Source organism: Agromyces laixinhei (assembly GCF_006337065.1).
GTDB classification, from domain to species: domain Bacteria; phylum Actinomycetota; class Actinomycetes; order Actinomycetales; family Microbacteriaceae; genus Agromyces; species Agromyces laixinhei.
Window position 1 is genome coordinate 567,844 of sequence record NZ_CP040872.1, and the last position, 20,927, is coordinate 588,770.

The window sequence follows — 20,927 nt, forward strand, 5'->3', positions numbered from 1 at the left end:
ATGCCCGACGGGCTCACGGCCGAAGCCGAGGCGGCCTGGCACCTCGCACTCGTGGGCGACGGCAGCGAGAACGACGGATGCATCGGCGAGGCCGTTCGCGCCGACCAGCGGCCGCCGGTCGCCCCCGCACCGCCGCCTTCGACACCGCCGCCGGGGGCCGACTCCGGGGCGGAGCCGGCGCGAGCGCCGAGCCCGAGGCGGAATCGGGCTCCGAAGCCGGAACCGTCGGCTGACGCCGCGTCAGGCCTGCAGGGTCTCGACGCGCCCGTTCAACTCCGAGGCATCCGTGCCCCAGAGATCGACGACAGAAGCCGCGAGCCGGTCTTCGAGGCCCGCGAGCGACTGCACGCGGAAGGTGACCGCGGCGGCGCTGTCGCCGGCCGTGTCGAAGCCCTGCGCGAGCGATCGCATCCACGACTCGCTCGCCGCCTTGACCGCTGTGTAGTTGGCGCCGCCCGCCGTCGGTCGTTCGACCGTGGTCGAGGAGACGATCGCGATGCGCCCGGCAGTGGAGGCGACGAGGTCGTCCCAGAACGCGCGGCTGACGTAGCGGAGCGCGGTGAACGATCGCTCGAGCACGCGGTAGTCCTCCTCGGTCTGGCCGGCGACGCCGCCGCCGCCGCGCCATCCGCCCACGAGGTGCACGACGCCGTCGACGTCACCGACGCGTGCGTGGACGCGCATCGCGAGCTCGAGCACGTCGTCGCCGTCGGTGAGGTCGGCGCGCTCGCCGATCACGCCGGGCAGCTCGGCCTCGAGCGCCTCGATGCGACCCTCGTCGCTGCCGACGGCGATCACTCGCCCGCCGGCGTCGAGCAGGGCGCGGGCGACCGCCCGGCCGGAGGCACTCGTCGCTCCAGCGATGAGCACCGTGCGGCCGGACAGGTCGTGTGCCACGGACTCAGGCATCTTCTGCCGTGATGCCGACCGTCGACTCGATGACGGGCCTCATCTTCTTGTCGAGCGCTTCGTAGAACATCGAGAGCGGGAACTCGTCGTCCATGACCAGGTCGGTGTATCCCTTGGGCGGGCCGGCGAGCACCTCTCGCGGCAGGCCCTCGGCCCACACCGATGCCGGGTTCGGCGTCACGACGCTCGTCACGAGGTCGTAGGCCGCGAGCCAGTGCACCGTCTTCGGGCGGTCGATCGAGTTCCAGTAGAGCTCGTCGATCGCGTCGCCGAGTTCGACGACCGCATCGGGCACCGCGTCCCAGTCGAAGCTCAGCGAGACGTCGGTCCAGTCGAGCACGTGCTTCTGGTGCAGCCACGCGAACAGCAGCTGACCGCCGAGCCCGTCGTAGTTGCGCACTCGCGAGCCCGTGATCGCGAAGCGGAAGATGCGGTCGAAGATCACCGCGTACTGCACGAGCTTCGCGTGCTCGAGGGTCTGCGCCTCGGTCTCCGAGAGCGGTTCGGCCGATTCATCCGCCGCCTTGGCCCGGAGTTCGCGTTCGATCCTCACCGACTCGCGGAACGCGGTGAGGTCGCACCGCAGCTCTTCGAGCGAGTAGAGGAAGAACGGCATGCGCTGCTTGATCATGAACGGGTCGAACGGCAGGTCACCGCGCATGTGGGTGCGGTCGTGGATGATGTCCCACATCACGAAGGTGCGCTCGGCGAGTTGCTGGTCGTCGAGCAGCGCCGCCGCGTCGGCGGGCAGCTCGAGCTTCGTGATCTCGGATGCCGCGCGCACGACCCTGCGGTAGCGTGCCGCCTCCCTGTCTTGGAAGATCGCACCCCACGTGAAGGTCGGGATCTCCCGCATCGCCACGGTCTCGGGAAAGAGCACCGCCGAGTTCGTGTCGTACCCCGGCGTGAAGTCGACGAGTCGCAGGCTCACGAACAGCTTGTTGGAGTAGTCGCCCGCTTCGAGCGCCCCGATGAACTCGGGCCAGATCGTCTCGACCACGAGCGCCTCGACGTGCCGGTCGGTCGACCCGTTCTGCGTGTACATGGGGAAGACCACGAGGTGGCGGATGCCGTCGATGCGGTGCCGTTGCGGCTGGAACGCGACGAGCGAGTCGAGGAAGTCGGGCACGCCGAAGCCCTCTGCCTGCCACCGACGGAAGTCGACGACGGATGCCGCGAGGTACTCGGCCTCGTGCGGGAACCGCGGGGCGAGGGCTTCGATCGACTCGGCGATCGCGTCGACGAGCGTCGATGCCTGCGCGTGGTCGGATGCGTCGGGCACCGAACCGTCTTTCACCTGCAGCGACTGGAGGGCGATCGCCGACTCCTTGAGGCGGAGCCACGCGGCATCCGACTCGACGCCCGCTGCGAGCGCGAGGTCAGCGGTGGTCGCACCGTCTTCGAGAACCTCGGGTTCGCCGATGATGGCGTCGGTCATGGTGTTGCTCGACATGTGAACCTCCGATCCTCGATGAGGGCAGCTTGGGTGGTGGCGCGCCGGGCGTGGTGCACCGGCTCCTTCAAGGCTAGACGCGAACTTCCCGCGATGTGTTGCGGGCCGGTGCTGCTTTCTTGCGTGCACCCGAGATTCCCCGGCGAAGTTCGCCGAGCGACGCAGACCTGTGCCGCGGCCGGTAGCCGGTGGCGCACTCCATTCGGAGCGATGTTCTCTCGACGATACTGAGTAAATCTCAGGAAATTCCGCCGACTTCTCAGGGGCCGGCCCCGATCCGGTGAACCCGCACTGTCCGTAGCTTCGGGGCATCCCATTCCTGGGGGCATCCATTCGGGAAGGAAAGAGATCATGAACACGAAGAAGGCGACACCGGTGATCGCCACCGTGTCGCTGGTGGTGCTGCTGAGCGGTTGCGCCGGGGCGGCGGGCTTCGCCGGTGCTGCGCACGGCGGCCAGGTGCGCGACGACCTCAGCCCCGCGGCGAACGCCGCGATCGGGCTCGCGCGCGGTCACGTGATCGTTCGCGACGACCTCTCGCCGACCCGCGGTGTGAAGAGCACGGCGACCGTCGACGTGGTCGACGACCTGTCGCCGCTCAGAAGCGGCGCATCCGTGCCCAGGTCATCCCAACCCGACATCGTGGTCGACGATCGATCGCCGCTGCGAGGTTCCCGCTGAGGCGACGGGCGCGCGGGCGCGCGGGTCGTCAGCCCGCGCCCGTCGCTTCGGCCAGCAGCGTTTCGAGCCGCCCGATTCCCGGCCGCACGAACCCCTGAAAGCGCGACATCGCATCTTGCACCTGCGGGTCGGCGAAGCGCTGCCGCAGCCCCCGCGAGGCGTTCAGGCGTGCCCCCTCGAGCCACCGCGCGATGTCGGGCTCCTTCGACCACGCACGATCGGCCCCCATCTCGGTGATGAGTCCGCGCACCCAGTCGAGCGGAACGTCTGGCAGCCGGTTCGGCGGGCACAGGCGATTCTTCTCGCGGATGTCGCGGCCGGTCGCCTCGACGTAACCGACGAGCGCCGCGTTGAAGGGGATGAGCCCTGACCTGATGGGCTGCAGGGTGATGCGGCGTTCCGCGAAGATCGGCACCGCCGGCGCCGGGTTCAGCCCGGGCGCGGCGCAGTGCACGTAGAGGTCGCCCGGCCGGGCCGGGATGGTGCCCGCTTCGAGCACGACCTCGTCGCGGGTGATGCGACGAACGCGCCCGAGCCGCACGACGTCGTCGATGCGGCGGAGGAGTTCGAGCTCGGCGGTGCTCATCGTCGGCGCCTTGTACATGGTGGGTGCGACCCGCTCGTCGACGCGGAGCAGCTGGCCGTTCGCCTCCAGGCGGTCGAACAGGTCGTCGAGCGACTGCGCGTGCGCTGCGGCCTCCAGTTGCAGGGCGATCCCGTCGAGCAGGTCGCCCACGAGGTCGCCGCCCTGCGCGTAGAAGCGGTTGCGCAACCACGGCTCGCGCGGCTTGATCCAGCGAATGGCGTCGGGCGGGGCGCCGGACGCCAGCAACCACAGGCAGGCGTCGATCGCCGTCTTGCCCGCCCCGATGACGACGAAGCGGCCTTCGGGCGGCTCGGCGACCCGGGTGAGCGCACCCACGGGGATGCATCGCACCTCGGATGCCACGTCGAAGGGCGGCGCCGACGTCGCCGGAATCGACGGCTCCAGATAGCGGGCGTCGACCACGGCCGTGCGGACGTCGACCTCGAACTCATCCCCCGAGACCCGGGAGACGAAGCAGGCATCGCCGGCGGCCTCGCACATCGGGTGATACCGGACCGACCCGCTCGGCACCAGGTTTCGGCGCATCACTCGGTCGTAGTAGCCGCAGATCTCGGCCGCGCCGGCCTGCTCGTACATGCCTGCGTTCAGCCCGTCGGCATCGATCGCGTCGTCACCGAGGGCCAGGGAGTTGACCCCGTAATATGCGGCGGGTTGGTGCAGGCGCACGAAGGGGTAGGCGTCGTTCCAATGGCCGCCGGGCGCGTGCCGCCGGTCCACCACGACGACATCGGCGTCGGCGTCGGCGATCAGTGCGTCGGTGAAGGCCATGCCGGCCGCGCCCGCGCCGATGACGAGATAGTCCGTTTCGAGGTGGTGCGTCACCATGGCTGCTCCCGCCATCAGGATTCCACGTGGTGACGGGCGTGTCCACGGCGGTCGGGCGCCGCACTCGGCGGCGGAGGGTCCGCCGTGATATTCCTCGACGGGCCGCCGCGGTCGTTGACAGCGGTGTTCAGGCACTGGGAGCATGCGGGTGTTCGCACCAATGCGACCACGAGAGCGAGGACTCTTCACATGACCGCATCCGTTCCGCAGCCCCCAGCTTCCGCTCCTCAGCCGGCCCAGGCTGAAAAGTGGAACATCCTGTCGATCATCGGCTTCGTCATCGTCTTCTTCGGATTCAGCGTCATCTCGATCATCCTGGGCTTCATCGGGCTCAGCCAGATCAAGAAGACCGGCGAGCGTGGCCGTGGGCTCGCCATCTGGGCGATCGTCCTGGGCTTCGCATCGATCATCATCGGCGCGATCGTGTTCTTCACGATCCTCGCGGTCGTGGCGGCGAACCCGAACGTCACCGTCAGCTGACATCACCGTGATCGAAGTCCCCGCCCGGCCCGATGGGGCTCGAGGCGGGGACTTCGTCGTGCAGCTCGGCGCGCGGTGCAACTACACTTGACGTAAAAATAACTATTGCTGTAGTTTACTCGCATGACCTCTCGCCGGAATCAGGTTCTGGACGCCGCCATTCGGGTGCTCGGCACCTCGGGCACCCGCAGCCTGACGCATCGTGCCATCGACACCGAGGCCGGGCTTCCGCCCGGGTCCACGTCCAACCTGTTCCGCACCAGGGACGCCCTCATGCAGGGAGTCCTCGAACGGGTGCTCGACCGCGATATCGAGGCCTGGAACCGTCTCGCCGACACGACCGACACGTTCGACATCGACTCCTTCGCGGTCGTCGCCGGGCGCATGATCAGTGAGCTCGCCGCAACGGATCGGGTGTTCGCGCTCGCGCGCTTCGCCGTCTTCGTCGAGGCCGGACTCAACGACGACCTGCGTCAGCGCATCGACGAGAACGCTGCACGCCTGTCGGCATGGGCGACACCGCTCATCGCCGCTCTCGGGTCTCGTGCACCGCGCCGCCACCTGAAGCTGGTGTCGTCCTACCTCGACGGCCTGCTGCTCAACCAGCTGGTGCTCCCGTCGCCGACCTTCGACCCCGCCGATGCGATCGCCGTATTCCTGCGCGCGGCGCTGCAAGACCCCGCGCCCGCGATCGCGTCCGCACCCGCGATCGCGTCCGCGCCGGAGTACGCACCGTGAGAGTGCTGCTCGCCGGCTCCACCGGTGCGATCGGTCGACCGCTCATCGGCGCTCTGCGCGCCGCCGGGCACCACGTGACCGCACTCATCCGCTCGCCCGGCAGCGCCGATTCCGTTCGCGAACTGGGGGCGGCGCCGCTGGTGGCCGACGTCATGCAGCGCTCATCGCTCCTGCGGGCCGTCGATGGCGTGACGGCCGACGCGGTCATCCACGAGGCGACCGCGCTGCGGGGCGCGGCGCCCCGGCTGCGGGCAGACGATCCGACCAACGCGCTGCGCCGCGCCGGAACCGAACACCTCCTCGACGCAAGCCGTGTCGTCGGGGCGCGGCGATTCGTCACGCAGTCGATGACGGGCGGCTACGGCTACCGGAACCATGGCATGCGGCCGCTCGTCGAAGACGCGGGGTTCGGCCGGCCGCACGGGGGCTACGCCGACTCCATCATCGCCGGATGCCAGTCCACGGAGCGTCAGGTGTTCGAGGCTCACGGGATCGACGGGATAGCCCTTCGCTACGGTCTCTTCTACGGGCCGAGAGCCTTCAGCGACCTGTTCGCGACCATGATGCGCAAGCGCACCCCGGTCATCCCGTTCGGAGGCGGCGGAACCAACAGCTGGATTCACGTCGACGACGCTGCAACGGCGACGGTGGCGGCGCTCGAGCGCGGTGTCGACGGCCAGGCCTACAACATCGTCGACGACGTGCCGATCGACTGGAACAGCTTCGCGGGCGCGGTCGCCGTCGCACACGACACACCTCGAGCCGTCGCGATACCGCGGTGGCTCCTGAGGCTCAGCGCACCGTATCTCGCAGCCCTCATGGTCGACACCTCGATGCGGGTGTCCAACACCAAGGCGCGCCATGAGCTGCGCTGGGCGCCGGCCTTCGCCTCCGTTCCCGACGGGCTGGCCGTGAGCGGTGACCGCGCAGATCTCCGGCGGTGAACCGGGCCGTTGCCGCGGCAATAGACGAGAAGGAGCCGAACCTCATGCAGGACTCCGCACGGCGCAGGGCCGGCACGACGGTGGCAGCGATTCTGCTGGCGGATGCCGCGGCCCACGTGTACTGGCTGACCGGCGCGACCTGGCCGGCATCGAATGTGCGCGACCTGTCGCTCGCGCTGCTCGGCGCCGAGTTCCCGTTCACGCCGCGAGTGCTGATTCCGTTGGCCGTCGCGCTCTGCGTCGGGGCGGCCTCGGCACTCGTGCTCTCCCGTCGCAGCGGCCCGAGGTGGGTACGGATACCTGCGCTGCTGGTGACCGCGACGGTCTGCGCGGCCACCGGCGCACGTGCGATCCTCGGTGTCATTTGGATCGCGGGTATCGGCATCGCGGGCAATGACGTGCTGTTCTGGCTGAACCTCGTGCTCTACACGCCGCTGTGCCTCGTGCTCATGGTGAGCAGCGGCCTGCTGGCCGTCGACGCATTTCGTGAGACGCGTGCGCGAGATGAATCCCGAAGGCGGGTCATCGGGTGACGACCCCCGCCTCCCAGGCGAAGCCGTCGGGGTCGCTGAACGAACCGTCGGCGTTGACCGCGATTCGATGCGAGCCGGTTCCCGTCGCGTCGACGACCCCGACCTGCTTGGCCAGGTTCTCCCGCTTGTAGAGCGCCAGCGTGATCGGGCCGGAATCGAACTCGACGTACTTGCTGCCATAGCTCTTCGACACGGTCACCCCCTGGCCGCTGTAGAACGCCTTGCTCGCCTTGACGTCGTCGACACCGAGCAACAGGACCAACTTCTCGATCGCTCCGGTCGCCGGGCCCGTGCTCGTCTTGTTCGCGCTCGCGATCTGCCAGACCGTGCCCTCTGGAGCACGCAGCGAACCGCCATACCCCCACAGGCTCTTGGCGACCGGCTTGAGCGTCTCGGCGCCCGCCTCGAGTGCCCGTGCGAACAGCGCGTCGACATCCGCCGGCTGCGCCAGGATGAGCGACGGAGCGAAGCCGCGGAAGCCCGAGGTCGGGGCCTCGGCACGGCGCACGCCGACCCGGCCGTCCAGTCCGAAGGCGTCGCGGTAGAAACGTTCGGCGGCTGCGACGTCGTCTGCGCCGGCCACCTCGAGAGTGATGCTGTGAATGTTCATGTCTCGACGCTAGAAGTGCCGCGGCGCAGATCCTTCTCCATTCCTGCCCGATACCGACTCATGCCCGATGTCGACGCTCCGTTCGCGAACCCTCGGTGGGCGGCGTTCAGCGTCTGGTCTCGTACCTGGTCAGCATCACGCCGCCGGGAAACGCGCGGGTCTCGACCAGGGTCAGGTTCACCCGGTTGTCGAGGGCGGTGAAGAACGGCGTGCCGCCGCCGACCAGCACCGGATGGGTGACGATCGCGTACTCGTCGATCAGGCCGGCTCGCATGGCCGCCGCGGCGAGTGCGGCACCGGTGACGTCCATCGGGTTGCCGTCGCCGGCCTTGAGCCTGGCGATCTCGGCGACTGCGTCGCCGGTGACCAGGCGGGCGTTCCAGTCGACCGTGCTGATCGTCGAGGAGAACACCACCTTCGGCATGTCTCGCCAGCGCCGGGCGTACTCGATCGCAGCCGGGGTGGCGCCCGGCTGCTGGTCGGCGGTCGGCCAGTGGGAGCTCATCGACTGCCACAGCCTGCGCCCGTACAGCGCCAGGCCTGTCGCGCCCACCCGGTCGGACCACCACTGGAACAGCTCGTCGCTCGGCACGCCCCAACCGAGGTCGCCGCCGGGCGCGGCGATGTAGCCGTCGACGCTCACGTTCATGCCGAAGGTCAGCTTTCGCATGACGCCAGCTTCCCACGAGCCGGCGCGGGCAACGCAACGCCCTAGACGTCTGCGGCGAAGGACGCCGCGCGGAGCTGCAGGTCCTCGATGCGCCGCAGGCGGGCCGCATCGACGTCGTAGCCCTCGTACGCGAGGGTCGGTGTCTTCCGCACGTTCCGCGAGCACTCGAAGTGCTGGCAGATGAGCGTGCCGACGGTGTTGCCGTTCCGGCCCGCCTTTCCAGACCGCTTGGCGCTGTAGAACACGACGTCGTTCGGCAGCTTGACGTCTTGGCACCAGGAGCACTGAGCGCGCGAGCGCGGAGAACCGTCGGCCTGCCGGAGCAGGATGCCGGTGACATCACCGGTGAGCGTTGGGATCACGGCATATGCGCGCCGACCGAACTTCGTGTCGCGCCAGCCGAGATAGTCGAGTGCGTCCCAGTCGATCGTGTCGAAATCGGCTGGAAGGGTGAGGTCGCCGACCTCTTTGCGGGAGGCGTTGACGAATGACGTGCGGAGGGTCTTCTCCGTGATGGGGAGCATGGTGTTCGCTTTCGATGACACCCTGGGCGCGCCGGATGCGCGCCGCACGAGCGGAAGTAATCAGGGTCAGCACTGTCGGCCACACCGAACGGCGTGACCGGGGGCGTCATGCCCTGATGCCGGCGATGTTGGCGCCGACCACCTCCTGGAAGCTCACCTGTCCAGCGTACATGGCAGGGTGATGATCGGCACGGTGGGGGCTCACGGTACGAAATGACCCCTGATCTGGTGTCAGTGCCCCCCACAATTCCGCTCGCGCTTCTGAAAGTATCGATCCGACCCCCGCACCCGATGGGGGGTCGCACGATGTCAGGCGTACCCGTACAACGCCGAAACCCGAAGGTCTCTGCCCCACCGAGGCCGCACCACCCTCACGCAGGCGCACCCGAACGGCGCCGAAACCACGAAGGCCAGCCCCGCCATGCTTACCCGACTCTTCGGCGCGCCCGCGCGCTCTCGCACGCCAGACTCCGCCCGGCACGGGCGACGCACGCTGCAGACCGGCATCGCCGCGCTCGCGATCGGCGCACTGCTCGCGATCGGCCTGCCGACGACGGCCTTCGCAGCGCCCGGCGACGGCGCGCCCGACGTCACCTCGGAGACCACGCTGACACCGGCACCCGAAGCGCCAGAGACCGAGGCGCCCGGGACCGAGGCGCCCGGGACCGAGGCGCCCGAGGCGCCTGAGACCGAGGCGCCCGAGACCGAGGCGCCCGAGACCGAGGCGCCTGAGACCGAGGCGCCCGACGCGCCGGTCACGGATGCCCCGGCGACCGAGCCCCCGGCGTCGCAGCAGCGCGTGGCTCCGCTGAGCGTCGACGGCGCTGGCAAGGCCGTGGCGAAGAAGCCGACGAGCACGACCTCGATCATCAAGGTGGCCAAGGGTGATGTGCGCACGGGATCGGGCAACGACGCCATCGCGCACACGTATGCGGTCGGAGCGCGCTTCCAGCTGCTGGCTGACGATGACGGCGATCCGGGCGCACCGCTCGGCGAGCCGTGGTCGGAGTGCACGATCACCGCCGATGACAACGGCATCTGCTACTTCTCGGTGCCCGACACCGACAGCGGCGGCGACAACGAGGGCGAGCGGTTCTGGGTGCAGGAGATCGCCCCGGCCGCCGGGAGCGTGGCCGCCGCGAACTACGACATCGCCGGTTCCTTCCAGACGGGCGGCGGCACCGACGTCACGCTCTACGCCTACCGCACGCCGCGGCTCTGGGCGAACACGAGCTACTCGATGCCGGAGGACCAGTCGAAGAGCAGCAGCATCTTCAACACGAGCGGGTTGTGGGCCAACAAGCTCAAGAACCCCACGCTGCAGCCGCGCTGCGACGCCGGGCTGAAGGTCGCGATGCTCTTCGACCTCTCGGGGTCGGTCAAGAACGCCAATGCCGCGGGCACGCTCGGCGAGGCCGGCAAGGGCTTCATCGACGCGCTCGCCGGCACGAGCTCGTCTGTGGCGCTCTTCTCGTTCGGCAACACCTCCCCGCGCGCGGGCACGAGCAACAAGCCGGCGCTCCGCAGTGCCGACACGGCCGCGACCGCGCTGAAGAGCGACATCCAGGGCTACATCGACTCGTTCACCGCCCCGGGCTACGACTCGAACGGCACCAACTGGGACCGCGGGCTCTGGGAGGTCGCCAAGCAGGCGAGCGCATACGACATCGTCGTCGTGCTCACCGACGGCAACCCGACCTTCTCGGGCGCGTCTGCGGACGGCCCGGGCAACAGCACGTACTTCCGTGAGCTCGAGCGGGCGATCTTCTCGGCCAACGCCATCAAAGACCTCGGCAAGCGCGTCATCACGGTCGGCATCGGCGCCGACCTCAGCGCGCACAACCTGAGCGCGATCTCGGGGCCGAACGGCTACACCCCGGGCTCGACGCTCAACACGGCCGATTACTTCAGCACCGGCTGGGCACAGCTGAAGCCCCTGCTGACCGACTTCGCCAAGTCCGTCACGTGCCAGGTGCCGATCACGATCCACAAGACCGAGGTGCCCGCGACCGGCCAGCCGAGGAACGGCAAGGACTGGACGTTCACCCCGTCGAATGTGACGAAGGGCGCGCTCAGCCCCAATGGCCCGCAGCTGACCGACGCGAGCGGCAACGCCGCGTGGACCCTGAAGTTCGCGGCGCCCGGCGATCAGGGCTCGGTGAGCTTCGCCGAGACCCAGAAGCCCGGCTGGGCGCTCGAGAGCGTCGTCTGCAACGGGCAGAACATGACCGTCGGCGGCGACGGCAAGTGGACGGTCTCTGCGAAGGTCGGCGACCCCGCGATCACCTGTGAGGTGCGCAACAAGCAGGCCGCCCCCGCCACGGTGAAGGTCAACAAGCAGTGGGTCGTCAACGGCGCGGCATCCGCTCTCAACACGATCCCCAGCGGATTCACCACCGGGCTGACGCTGGCTCCGGCACCTGCCGACACGCCGGTCGCCTTCGGCACGACGCACACCGGCTACGTCGCCGGCAACGCCCTCACGGTGGGCGAGCGGTACACGACGCCCACCCAGTGCAACGCGGTGACGACGAGCTACGAGACGGTTGCGGGCGCCGCGATCGGCCAGGCCGGTGCGGTCGCCGCGCTCGCCGCGGGTGCGAACGAGTACACGATCGTCAACACGGTCGAGTGCGGGGCATCCCTCACCCTCGAGAAGGTCGTCGTGAACGACGACGGCGGTCAAGCGAAGCCGGCCGACTGGAACGGCAAGCTGCAGGCCGGCGACGCCGCCTTCCGACACGGTGAGACCAAGACGGTCGCCGCGGGCTCCCACGTGCTCTCAGAGCAGCAGCTCGCGGGCTATGCGCAGACCGGCCTCACGTGCGTCGGCGGCACCTTCGACGCCGCGACCAAGACGGTCACGCTCGGCGCATTGGCGTCGGCCACCTGCACCTTCACCAACGACGACATCGCCCCGACGCTCCAGCTCCTGAAGAAGGTCGCCGGCTCGGATGTCTCGAACAACAACTGGGTGCTCGCGGCCACCGGAACCAAGGGCTCCTCGGTCACCGACCCCGACGGCGGCGACACCGCCGTCGTCGACGTGAAGGCCGGTGAGAAGTTCACCCTCGGCGAGACGGCGACGCAGTACGGCGCCGACTTCACCGCCGGTGACTGGGCGTGCACCGTCGACGGCGCTCCGCTCGCGGTCGAGCAGGGCCAGCCGGGAGCCGCGACGACGAGCACTGCGCTCACCCTCGGCCAGCACGCCGTCTGCGAGATCACCAACACCGCGAAGCCCGTCACGGTCACGCACGAGAAGACCCTCGTCGATGCCTCGGCCGCAGCTGACGGCAGCTGGAACCTCGAGTACCTCGTGACGGTGACGAACCCGAGCCGCGTCGCCGCGGCCGAGTACGACCTCGCCGACGAGTTCCGCTTCGGCGCCTCGGTGCTGCCGACGGCGGGCACCGCGATCGCGGAGTTCCGCGCGACCGGGTCGGCCGCCTGGGCCGCGATCGACGGCTGGAACGGCGTCGACGCGACGCAGCTCGCGAGCGATCGCGGCATCGCGAAGCAGGCGACGCACGAGTACCGGGTTCGCGTGAACGTCTCGATCGCGGCCGGCGCGGACTTCTCCGCAGGCGGCGCGCTCGACTGCTCGGCGAAGCACGATGAGCGCGCATTCCGCAACGTCGCGACGCTGAACGGATCGGTCGAAGACGACGCGTGCGGCGAACCCGCGCTGCCGAGCTTCTCGAAGACCGCAGGCTCCGCCGCCGCAGTTGCGGGAGCGCCCGGCCAGTGGGACCTCAGCTACACGCTCACCGTGACCAACGCGAGCGACGAGGAGCTCTACTACGGGCTCGACGACCCGACGCCCGCTCTGCCGGCAGGGGTCACCGCGGTCGGCAGCCCGACGATCAGCCCGCTTCCCTCGGGCCAGACCGGTCTGCCCTTCACCGGCGTGAAGATCGCCAAGGCGGGTGCTGAGCCGACCGAGCACGAGTACACGGTCACGATCCGCGTCGCCGTCGCAGCGGATGCCCCGGCCGCGGGCCTGAGCTGCGAGACGACGCCGGGCACGAGCGGCGTCGTGAACCGCGCCACGCTCACCTCGAGCGGCCAGGGCATCCCGGGCGACGCGTGCGTCGGCATCCCGGTGGCCGAGATCACCCATGAGAAGAACGTCGACTCCGCCTCGGTCACCCAGGCGGCCGACGGCACGTGGTCGGTCACGTACTCCATCACGGTCACGAACGACGACACGATCGGCGGCAGCTACGACCTCGCGGATGCCACGGCGTTCGGTGCGGGCATCAGCTACCCGGCCGACGGCGCGACGAGTGTCGTCGGCCCCGCCGGTGTCGCCGTCGCGACGGACTGGAACGGCCAGGACCGAACCGGCATCGCCGACGACGTGTGGATCGCCGCGGACGCCGAGCACGTCTACACCGTGACGGTCTCGCAGATCGCCGTCGGCGCCGGCGTCATCGGCACTGCCGCAGGCACCTGCCCCGACGCCGAGACGCCGGGCGCGTTCAACAACGTCTCGTCGCTCACGGTCGGCGGCGTCATCGTCACCGACGACGCGTGCGCGGCACCGACCCTGCCGGTGCTCTCCAAGACGCCCGGCTCCGCGACCCAGGCCGACGACGGCAGCTGGAACGTGGACTACACGATCACGGTCGACAACGCCGACGGGGCTGCTTCGCACTACGCACTGACCGACACCGCCGCGTTCACGGCCGACGCCGAGATCAACTCCTGGACGGTCGAGTTCGACGACGTCACGATCATCGACGCCGCCGACTACACCGACGGCATCATCGTGGCATCGAGTACGCCGCGCGAGATCGCCGCAGGCGCGACGCACGTCTACACGGTCACGTTCAACGTCGAGGTGCCCGCCGGTTCCACCGGCCTCGAGTGCACGGGTGAGCCCGGCTCGGGCTTCTTCAACTCGGCGACGCTCACGAGCGGTGCCGACGAGCGGGGCGACGCCACGTGCATCCCGGTCACCGAGGTCGGCGTACCCACGGTCGAGAAGACCGTGAAGAGCACCGTTCAGGGCGACGACGGAGAGTGGACGATCACGTACGACCTCGTCGTCTCGGGCAACCCCGCACACGTCACCCGCTACTCCCTGACCGACACGCTCGACTTCGGCGACGGCATCGTCGTGAAGTCGGCCGCATGGAACGGAGCATCCTCCGGCACGTGGAACGATCTGCCCGACACGCGCTCAGCGACCCTCGCGACCGACGTGAAGATCGGCGTCGCCCCCGCGACGCAGCGCTACACGGTCGTGGTCGTCGCCGCGGTCCCGGCCGGCGCCTTCACCGAAGCGCCCGCCCAGCTCGTCTGCGCGAACGACCAGGCCGACGGCGATGGAACGGCGTTCCTGAACCGCGCGACGCTCACCTCGGGCAACACGACGCCGCAGCACGTCGAGGCGTGTGCAGCGCCGGCCACGCCGAAGATCGAGAAGTCCGTCATCGAAGGCCCGGTCGCCGACGGTGACGACTGGAAGGTCACCTATCTCGTCACTGTGGCGAACACGCATGCCACGCAGGCGCTCCGTTACAGCCTGAGCGACACCCCCGACTTCGCCGAGGGCACGCAGATCGTCTCGGCGACGGCCGTGAACGACGCGGGCTTCGACACCACGGCCTGGAACGGCCGGGGTGAGACGGGCCTCGTCTCGAATGTCGCGCTCGATGGCGGGCAGACGCACCGGTACACCGTGACGGTCACCTTCTCGGTCGCCGCTGACGCCCAGGTCGGCGACTTCGTGTGCGGCGACGGGCAGGACGGCGCCGGACACGGCACGTTCAACTCGGCCACCGTGACCTCGGGTGCCGACTCCTTCACCGATGTCGACTGCGCGTCGATCCCCGTGACGGTCGAGCTGCGCAAGGTCTGGCGGCTGAACGGCGAGGAGTTCGCCGACGCCGACGCGCCCGCCTTCCTGCGAGGCGCCGCCTCGCCGACGCTCGACGGCGTCGAGCAGGAGTGGGGCACGGTCTACGGGCCGAGGGTTGCCGGCTCGAACGTCGTGATCGGCGAGAGCGTCGACGCGCTGCCCACGGGCTGCGTCGCGGGCGACGCCGCCGGCCTCGGCACGAAGAAGCTCTCGAAACCGCACAACGTCTTCACGATCACGAACCCGGTCGAGTGCGCGGCGAACCTCACGATCGACAAGGAGGCCGTGTCGTCGACGCAGCTCGAAGACGGGCGCTGGAAGAACGTGTACTCGATCACCGTCGACAACGACAGCCCCGTGATCGACGTCGACTACGACCTCACCGACACGCTCGAGGGCTACGGTGCGGGCATCACGGTCGACGAGGCATCCTGGACCGGCCGGACGGAAGGCTCGTGGAACCTGCTGCCGATCATCGGCGGACCGACCGCGACCCTCGCCGACGACGAGACGATCGACGGCGGCTCTGACGCACACGTCTACACGGTGACCGTGATCGCCACGGTCGGTTCCGACGCGTGGGCCGGCGGAGACGAAGCTCCGGTGCTCTGCGTCGGAACCGACGCCGAACCCGGCGACGGCGGATTCCGCAACTCGGCGACGCTCACGCCCGCCGGCGAGGAACCGCGCTCCGACAGCGCCTGCGATGAGCCCGCCCGCCCGAGCGTCGAGAAGACCGTGCTCGCCGAGCCCGTGCAGAACGCCGACGGTGACTGGACCGTGTCGTACGCGCTGACCGTCACCAACTCGAGCGAGAAGCCCGTCTTCTACGATCTCTCCGACACCCTCCGGTTCGCCGGCGGCGTGACGGTGCTGGATGCCGCGGCGACCAACAACGCCGGATTCGACACCGACGCCTGGTCGGGCGACGGCGTGCTCGTCGAGAACGAGACGATCGCGGCGGGTGCCGGTCACATCTTCACGATCACGGTGCGTGCCGAACTCGGCACCGACTTCTCGGTCGACGACGCGCTGTGCGGCGAATCGGGTTCGGGCTTCCTGAACACGGCCGTGCTCACGAGCGGCCGGGTCGACATCCCGGCCGAGGCGTGCGCCGAGATTCCCGTGGGCGAACTCGTGCTCGTCAAGCACGTCGACAACGGGGCGTTCGACGGTCTCGAGACCGCGCCGCACGAGCTCGCGACGCCGGGTGACTGGCGGCTCTCGGCCGACGGCCCCGAGCAGCTCAGCGTGACCGGCGACGACTCGGGCACGGCGCAGGTCGTGCAGGTCGGCGACTACCTCCTCACCGAAGCCGCCGACAGCGACAACCCGCTGCTCTGGGCATACAGCGAGGGCGAGTGGGCATGCAAGACCGACGGCACGTCGAGCTCGGCGACCGTCGTCGCCGGCGGCCGCACGGTCTGCGAGATCACGAACACGGGTCAGACGGTCGACCTCGCGATCGAGAAGCGGCACGTCGCGCAGATCGATGGCGAGGGCACCTGGTACGTGCCCACCGACACCGACTCGCGGTACTCGTACACCCTCACGGTGACGAACAACGGCGAGATCGCGGCACCCGGCGCGGTCGTGACCGACGAGATCCCGGCGACCCTTGCCGTCGACACGACGAACTGGACCGTGCCGGCCGGCTGGACCGCCGAGCTCACGGGAGCGGACGCCGACGGCTTCGGCGGCGTGCTCACGCTCACGGCCGGCGAGGACTTCGCGCCGGACGCGGAGGCCGTCTTCGGGTTCTGGGTGACGACCGCGGCCGAGCTACCCCGTGAAGGCGACGACCCGCAGGGCAAGATCGCCGACATCGTGAACACGGCGGTCGTGACGAGCGATGGCATCGAGCGAACGCCCGACGACAACACCTCGACCGAGCGCACGCCCGTGAAGTCGGTCGAGGTCTCCGCCGTCGGCATCTGCGAGGCGAACGCGCCGTGGGTCGACTACGAGGTGACGCCGTACAACACCGAGAACGTGGACCCGCTCACGATCGTGCTGGTGTGGTGGACGTCGTCGGCCTACGAGCAGCGCGACCCGTCGATCCCCGCGAGCGACTCCGCTGCGATCATGGCCGACGGCGCCTCGCGCGTCGACCCGATCACGATCCCCGAAGGCTGGACGCCCGGGCAGGCGATCAGCGGTCGTCAGCTCTGGCCCGGTGCGGCGATCGATGAGAACGGCACCGCGACGGCCTGGCCCGGCTGGACGCTGCAGCCGAACGGCGGCTGGAAGCTCGACCCTGCCGCACCGTTCTACGATCTGCGCGGCGGCACCGTCGTCGAGGTGCGCATGAACCCGTCGACGGCCGGGGTCGAGACGTACCCGCCGGCGACGCCGGACTGCAACCCGGCACCCCCCGGGCAGCTGCCCTCGACGGGCTACGACCCGGTCTGGGCCATCGGCCTCGGCGGAGCGCTCGTCACCGCGGGCGTGCTGTTCCTGCTCGCGTTCTGGCTGCGTCGTCGTCGCGGAGAGGCTGCGTAGCGAAGATCGGCCGACGCGAGTCGGGACGGGCCCGGAACCGAGAGGTTCCGGGCCCGTTCGGTCATCCGCGCCGTGTGACGGCCTCACGCCGTGCGCCGAGTAGCGCCGCAGCTCCCAGGATGACGGCTGAGCCGGCCACCCACGCCAGATGCACCCACACCGGCTGTGTCTCGGCTCCCGTCCAGAACTCGACGTCTGCGCCGGGCATGACCACGCCGTAGGCGAGCTGGCCGAAGTGGAAGGTCGGCAGGAACTCCGCCACCTCTCGCAACACCTGCGGAAGCTCGCCGAGCGGCACGAAGAACCCCGACATGAAGGCCAGGGGCAGGAAGACCAGGTTGGCGATCATGGCTGCCGTCCTCGGCCGGGCGACGAAGGCGATCGCGAACCCCAGGGTGCTGAAGGCCAGGACTCCCGCGAGCATGGTGGCGCCCAGCAGGAGCCACGACGCGGCAGGCATCTGCGCCCCGCCGACGGTGACCGCGAGAAGCGCGATGGCGACGACGACCAGGATGCCCAGCACCAGTGCGTTCGTCGTCTTGCCGGCGAGCGCGACCCAGGTGGGCATCGGGGTGGCCCCGAGCGTGCGGAACCAGCCGCGACCGCGCTCCTTCGCGACATCTTCTCCGAACGTGAAGATCGCCAGGGACACCACGCCGTATGCACTGATGGAGACCGCCATCGCGAGCCCGACGGTCGTGCCGCCCGGCAGCACGCTCGAAGCGTTGGGCAGCCCGAACATCGCGTACAGCAACACCGGGATGGCGATCACCCCGATGGCGAAGTCCGGGGTTCGCAGCCGCGTTCGCAGTTCGGTCGCGGCGGCGAGAAGCACCAGGCCCGCGACTCCGCCGTTCCGCCGCGGGCCTTCCGGGCGGGCGTCCGAGCTGCGGGAAGGTCGTGTCGATGTCTCACGGATGTTCATCGGTCTCCTTCTTTCTCCAGGGCGGAGGATCGCTCCGCGGTCAGCGAGAGGAAGACCTCTTCGAGGTCCTCGTCGCCGTGGTGCGTCAGTTCGTCGGCCGTGGCGTTCGCCACCAGGCGACCCTGCGAGATCACCAGCACGCGATCGGCGACATCGGATGCCTCGACGAGGTCATGCGTGGCGAAGAGGATGGTGGCGCCGCGCTGCACGCTCGCGCGCGCCTGCTCCCAGAACCCACGCCGCGACGCGATGTCCATGGCTGCCGTCGGCTCGTCGAGCAGCAGCAGCTCCGGCGCGCCGACCAGGGCGAGGGCGAGCAGGAGGCGCTGGCGCTCGCCACCCGACAGTGCGGTCACGGTCCGTCCCGCTCGTGTCGTCAGCGCCGTGCGAGCCAGCACGTCGTCGACGTGAAGCGACTGCGGGTAGCTGCGCCCGATCAGTCTGACGAGCTCCCTCACGGTCGTCTGCTCGGGCAGCCCGGCAGACTGCAGCATCGCGCCGACACGACGGCGGACGTGCCGCCCCGGCTGTTCGCCGAGCACCTTCACCGTTCCGGAGGTCGGGCGCACGAGCCCGAGGAGGACCTCGAAGGCCGTCGTCTTGCCAGCTCCGTTGGGGCCGAGCACCGCGACGATCTCGCCTCGTTCGACCACCAGGTCCAGTCCGTCCAAGGCGGAGACTCCGGCGTATTCCTTGCGCACATCGTGCATCTCGAGCACGGTCATGATGGGCTCCTCTCTTCACCGAAGACGCTACGGAGCACGGCGAGCCGTCGAACGTGCCGGTCGGCACCTCTTCGACCCGTGACCAATGGCAGGTCCCGCCGCCAAGCCGTCTCTCGTAGCATTCGGGGTATGGCGATCAAGTCGGAGGAGCTCCTGAGCGCCGTCGCGGGCCTTGCCGCCGCCCTCGTGGTGGGCATCGGCGCGCTCGTCGCCGGATTCGGCGCCGATGAGGATCCCGCCCGAGCCGTGCTGTGGTGGGCGGCCTATCTCGTGTACCTCGCGGTCTTCGTGTTCGACGCCGGCTTCCTCCGGAGCCGCCTGCCGTGGCCCTTCGCCGTCACCGTCGTCGTGCTGTTCGTCACGGAGTCGGTCGTGTGGTTCGCGGCGCCAGGTCTCAGTTCGTCGGCGCTGCTCTTCGTGATCACCACCGCCGTCGCATCGTTCGGGCTCGGGCCGCGAACGGTCGCGGTGCTCGTCGTGGTGCAGAGCATCCTGATCGCGGTCGGCGGTGCGAGCGCCGGATGGTCCCTCGCGGAGGTCGTCATCTCCACGCTCGCGTACCTGACCTTCCAGGTGTTCGCGGCGCTCGTCATCGCCGGCGCCCGGCGTGAGGCTGCGGCGCGGGCCGAGCTCGCGGCGGCTCATGCCGACCTCAGGGCGGCCACGGCATTGCTCGCCACCTCGAGCCGTGATGCCGAGCGACTTCGGATCGCCCGAGACCTGCACGACGTCATCGGGCACCAGTTGACGGCTCTCGCCCTCGAGCTCGAGGTCGCCTCGCACCGCACGGCAGGTGAGGGCCGGGAGCATGTCGTCAGGGCACGCGGCATCGCGAAGGACCTGCTCGCCGACGTTCGATCGACGGTCGGCGAGCTTCGCGACGCCCGTACCCGTCTCGAGCCCACGCTGCGCGCCGTGCTCGAGCGGATTCCGGGTCTCGAGGTCGACCTCACCGTGAACGAACGCACGCCGCTCGACGAGGCGCAGACGATCGCTGTCGTGCGATCCGTGCAGGAGATCGCGACCAATACGGTGCGCCACGCGCACGCGACGAGGCTCGAGGTGACGGTCGTCTGCGACGATGACGGCCTGAACGTGCACGCCAGCGACAACGGGGTCGGCGTGCGTCATCTCGAGCGGGGCAACGGCCTCACCGGCATGGGCGAGCGGATCGAGGAACTCGGCGGCGAGCTGCTGCTCGAATCCGCTCCCGGTCATGGCTTCAGCGTGACGGCGCGGGTGCCCGCCCGATGACACGCGTGGCGCTGGTCGACGATCAGACCCTGGTTCGCCAGGGCATTCGCAGCCTGCTCGCGCTCAGTGAGGAGATCGAGGTGGTGGGGGAGGGCGACGACGGCGACGCCGCACTCGAGCTGGTGGCGACGAGCGCGCCCGATGTGCTGCTGCTCGACCTCCGGATGCCGCGCCGTGACGGCATCGCCACGCTCGAGGCCCTCGCCGCGCGCGGCTCGACGGTTCCGGTGCTCGTGCTCACCACGTTCGACGACGACGAGCTGGTGCTCAGGGCGCTGCGGGCCGGCGCGAAGGGATACCTGCTCAAAGACGTGACCCTCGACCAGCTGGTGAGCGCCATTCGCCTCCTCGCGGAGGGCGGCACCCTCCTTCAACCGGGGCTGACCGATCGGCTCTTCCGGGCCGTCAGCGCCCGGCCGGCGGGGGTCGAGGGCTTCGAACAGCCCGAGTCGCTGACGACACGCGAGACCGATGTCCTCCGGCTCGCCGCGGCGGGGTACTCGAACGCGGAGATCGCGTCCGCACTCCACCTCGCGGCCGGCACGGTCAAGAACCACCTCTCGAGCGTGTTCCTGAAGCTCGGGGTGCGCGACCGCACTCGGGCGGTGCTGCGAGCGCTCGACCTCGGGATCCTCGACGACGCCTGAGCCGCCAGCTCATCGCCGTGCCGGTGTCGCG

Annotated in this window: 16 protein-coding genes; 8 read left to right on the forward strand and 8 right to left on the reverse strand. The window is 69.7% G+C overall.

The window, feature by feature from the left end:
- Window positions 1-240: 240 nt before the first annotated feature.
- Window positions 241-909 (reverse strand): SDR family NAD(P)-dependent oxidoreductase, encoded by a 669-nt coding sequence (locus tag FHG54_RS02690; protein ID WP_139415857.1) that lies wholly within the window; start codon window positions 907-909, stop codon window positions 241-243.
- Window positions 902-2,362, reverse strand: a complete 1,461-nt coding sequence (locus tag FHG54_RS02695; RefSeq protein ID WP_139415858.1) for a DUF6421 family protein — start codon at window positions 2,360-2,362, stop codon at window positions 902-904. Before FHG54_RS02695 ends, FHG54_RS02690 begins: the two co-directional genes overlap by 8 nt.
- A 351-nt stretch (window positions 2,363-2,713) precedes the next feature.
- On the opposite strand from FHG54_RS02695, the gene FHG54_RS02700 reads away from it, so the two are divergent.
- Window positions 2,714-3,043: a hypothetical protein gene (locus FHG54_RS02700; RefSeq protein WP_139415859.1), complete on the forward strand. Its 330-nt coding sequence runs from the start codon at window positions 2,714-2,716 to the stop codon at window positions 3,041-3,043.
- Window positions 3,044-3,071: 28 nt separating this feature from the next.
- On the opposite strand, the gene FHG54_RS02705 is transcribed toward FHG54_RS02700, so the two are convergent.
- Complete coding sequence (locus FHG54_RS02705; RefSeq protein WP_210415460.1) at window positions 3,072-4,490, reverse strand: NAD(P)-binding protein; 1,419 nt, start codon at window positions 4,488-4,490, stop codon at window positions 3,072-3,074.
- A gap of 174 nt (window positions 4,491-4,664) precedes the next feature.
- On the opposite strand from FHG54_RS02705, the gene FHG54_RS02710 reads away from it, so the two are divergent.
- From FHG54_RS02710 to FHG54_RS02725, 4 genes are all read left to right on the forward strand, one after another.
- Window positions 4,665-4,955: a DUF4190 domain-containing protein gene (locus FHG54_RS02710; RefSeq protein ID WP_139415860.1), complete on the forward strand. Its 291-nt coding sequence runs from the start codon at window positions 4,665-4,667 to the stop codon at window positions 4,953-4,955.
- A gap of 123 nt (window positions 4,956-5,078) precedes the next feature.
- Complete coding sequence (locus FHG54_RS02715; protein WP_139415861.1) at window positions 5,079-5,693, forward strand: TetR/AcrR family transcriptional regulator; 615 nt, start codon at window positions 5,079-5,081, stop codon at window positions 5,691-5,693.
- A complete protein-coding gene (locus tag FHG54_RS02720; protein WP_139415862.1) occupies window positions 5,690-6,637 on the forward strand; it encodes an NAD-dependent epimerase/dehydratase family protein in 948 nt (315 codons plus the stop codon). Before FHG54_RS02715 ends, FHG54_RS02720 begins: the two co-directional genes overlap by 4 nt.
- A 44-nt stretch (window positions 6,638-6,681) precedes the next feature.
- A complete protein-coding gene (locus FHG54_RS02725) occupies window positions 6,682-7,170 on the forward strand; it encodes a DUF3995 domain-containing protein (RefSeq protein ID WP_139415863.1) in 489 nt (162 codons plus the stop codon).
- Here FHG54_RS02725 and FHG54_RS02730 read toward each other — a convergent pair.
- The 3 genes from FHG54_RS02730 to FHG54_RS02740 all read right to left on the reverse strand — a co-directional run bounded on the left by FHG54_RS02730 (window position 7,160) and on the right by FHG54_RS02740 (window position 8,974).
- Window positions 7,160-7,780, reverse strand: coding sequence for a VOC family protein (locus tag FHG54_RS02730; RefSeq protein WP_139415864.1), 621 nt, complete (start codon window positions 7,778-7,780; stop codon window positions 7,160-7,162). The two genes, FHG54_RS02725 and FHG54_RS02730, sit on opposite strands and share 11 nt — an antisense overlap.
- 106 nt (window positions 7,781-7,886) lie before the next feature.
- Entirely contained in the window at window positions 7,887-8,450 is a 564-nt protein-coding gene (locus tag FHG54_RS02735; protein WP_139415865.1) for a dihydrofolate reductase family protein, read from the reverse strand.
- A 41-nt stretch (window positions 8,451-8,491) separates the two neighbouring features.
- Window positions 8,492-8,974, reverse strand: a complete 483-nt coding sequence (locus FHG54_RS02740) for an FBP domain-containing protein (RefSeq protein WP_139415866.1) — start codon at window positions 8,972-8,974, stop codon at window positions 8,492-8,494.
- 421 nt (window positions 8,975-9,395) lie between these two features.
- On the opposite strand from FHG54_RS02740, the gene FHG54_RS02750 reads away from it, so the two are divergent.
- Window positions 9,396-17,345: a DUF11 domain-containing protein gene (locus tag FHG54_RS02750; RefSeq protein ID WP_168197075.1), complete on the forward strand. Its 7,950-nt coding sequence runs from the start codon at window positions 9,396-9,398 to the stop codon at window positions 17,343-17,345.
- A gap of 61 nt (window positions 17,346-17,406) precedes the next feature.
- Here FHG54_RS02750 and FHG54_RS02755 read toward each other — a convergent pair whose 3' ends face one another.
- Together FHG54_RS02755 and FHG54_RS02760 are read right to left on the reverse strand one after the other, a co-directional pair.
- Entirely contained in the window at window positions 17,407-18,180 is a 774-nt protein-coding gene (locus tag FHG54_RS02755) for an ABC transporter permease (protein ID WP_168197076.1), read from the reverse strand.
- An 86-nt stretch (window positions 18,181-18,266) separates the two neighbouring features.
- Window positions 18,267-18,995: an ABC transporter ATP-binding protein gene (locus FHG54_RS02760; RefSeq protein WP_139415870.1), complete on the reverse strand. Its 729-nt coding sequence runs from the start codon at window positions 18,993-18,995 to the stop codon at window positions 18,267-18,269.
- Window positions 18,996-19,124: 129 nt separating this feature from the next.
- Here FHG54_RS02760 and FHG54_RS02765 point away from each other — a divergent pair, with 129 nt between their 5' ends.
- Together FHG54_RS02765 and FHG54_RS02770 are read left to right on the forward strand one after the other, a co-directional pair.
- Entirely contained in the window at window positions 19,125-20,249 is a 1,125-nt protein-coding gene (locus tag FHG54_RS02765; RefSeq protein ID WP_139415871.1) for a sensor histidine kinase, read from the forward strand.
- Window positions 20,246-20,896 carry a response regulator gene (locus FHG54_RS02770; protein ID WP_139415872.1) on the forward strand — a complete coding sequence of 217 codons (651 nt, stop codon included), beginning with the start codon at window positions 20,246-20,248 and terminating at the stop codon, window positions 20,894-20,896. Before FHG54_RS02765 ends, FHG54_RS02770 begins: the two co-directional genes overlap by 4 nt.
- Window positions 20,897-20,927: the final 31 nt, after the last annotated feature.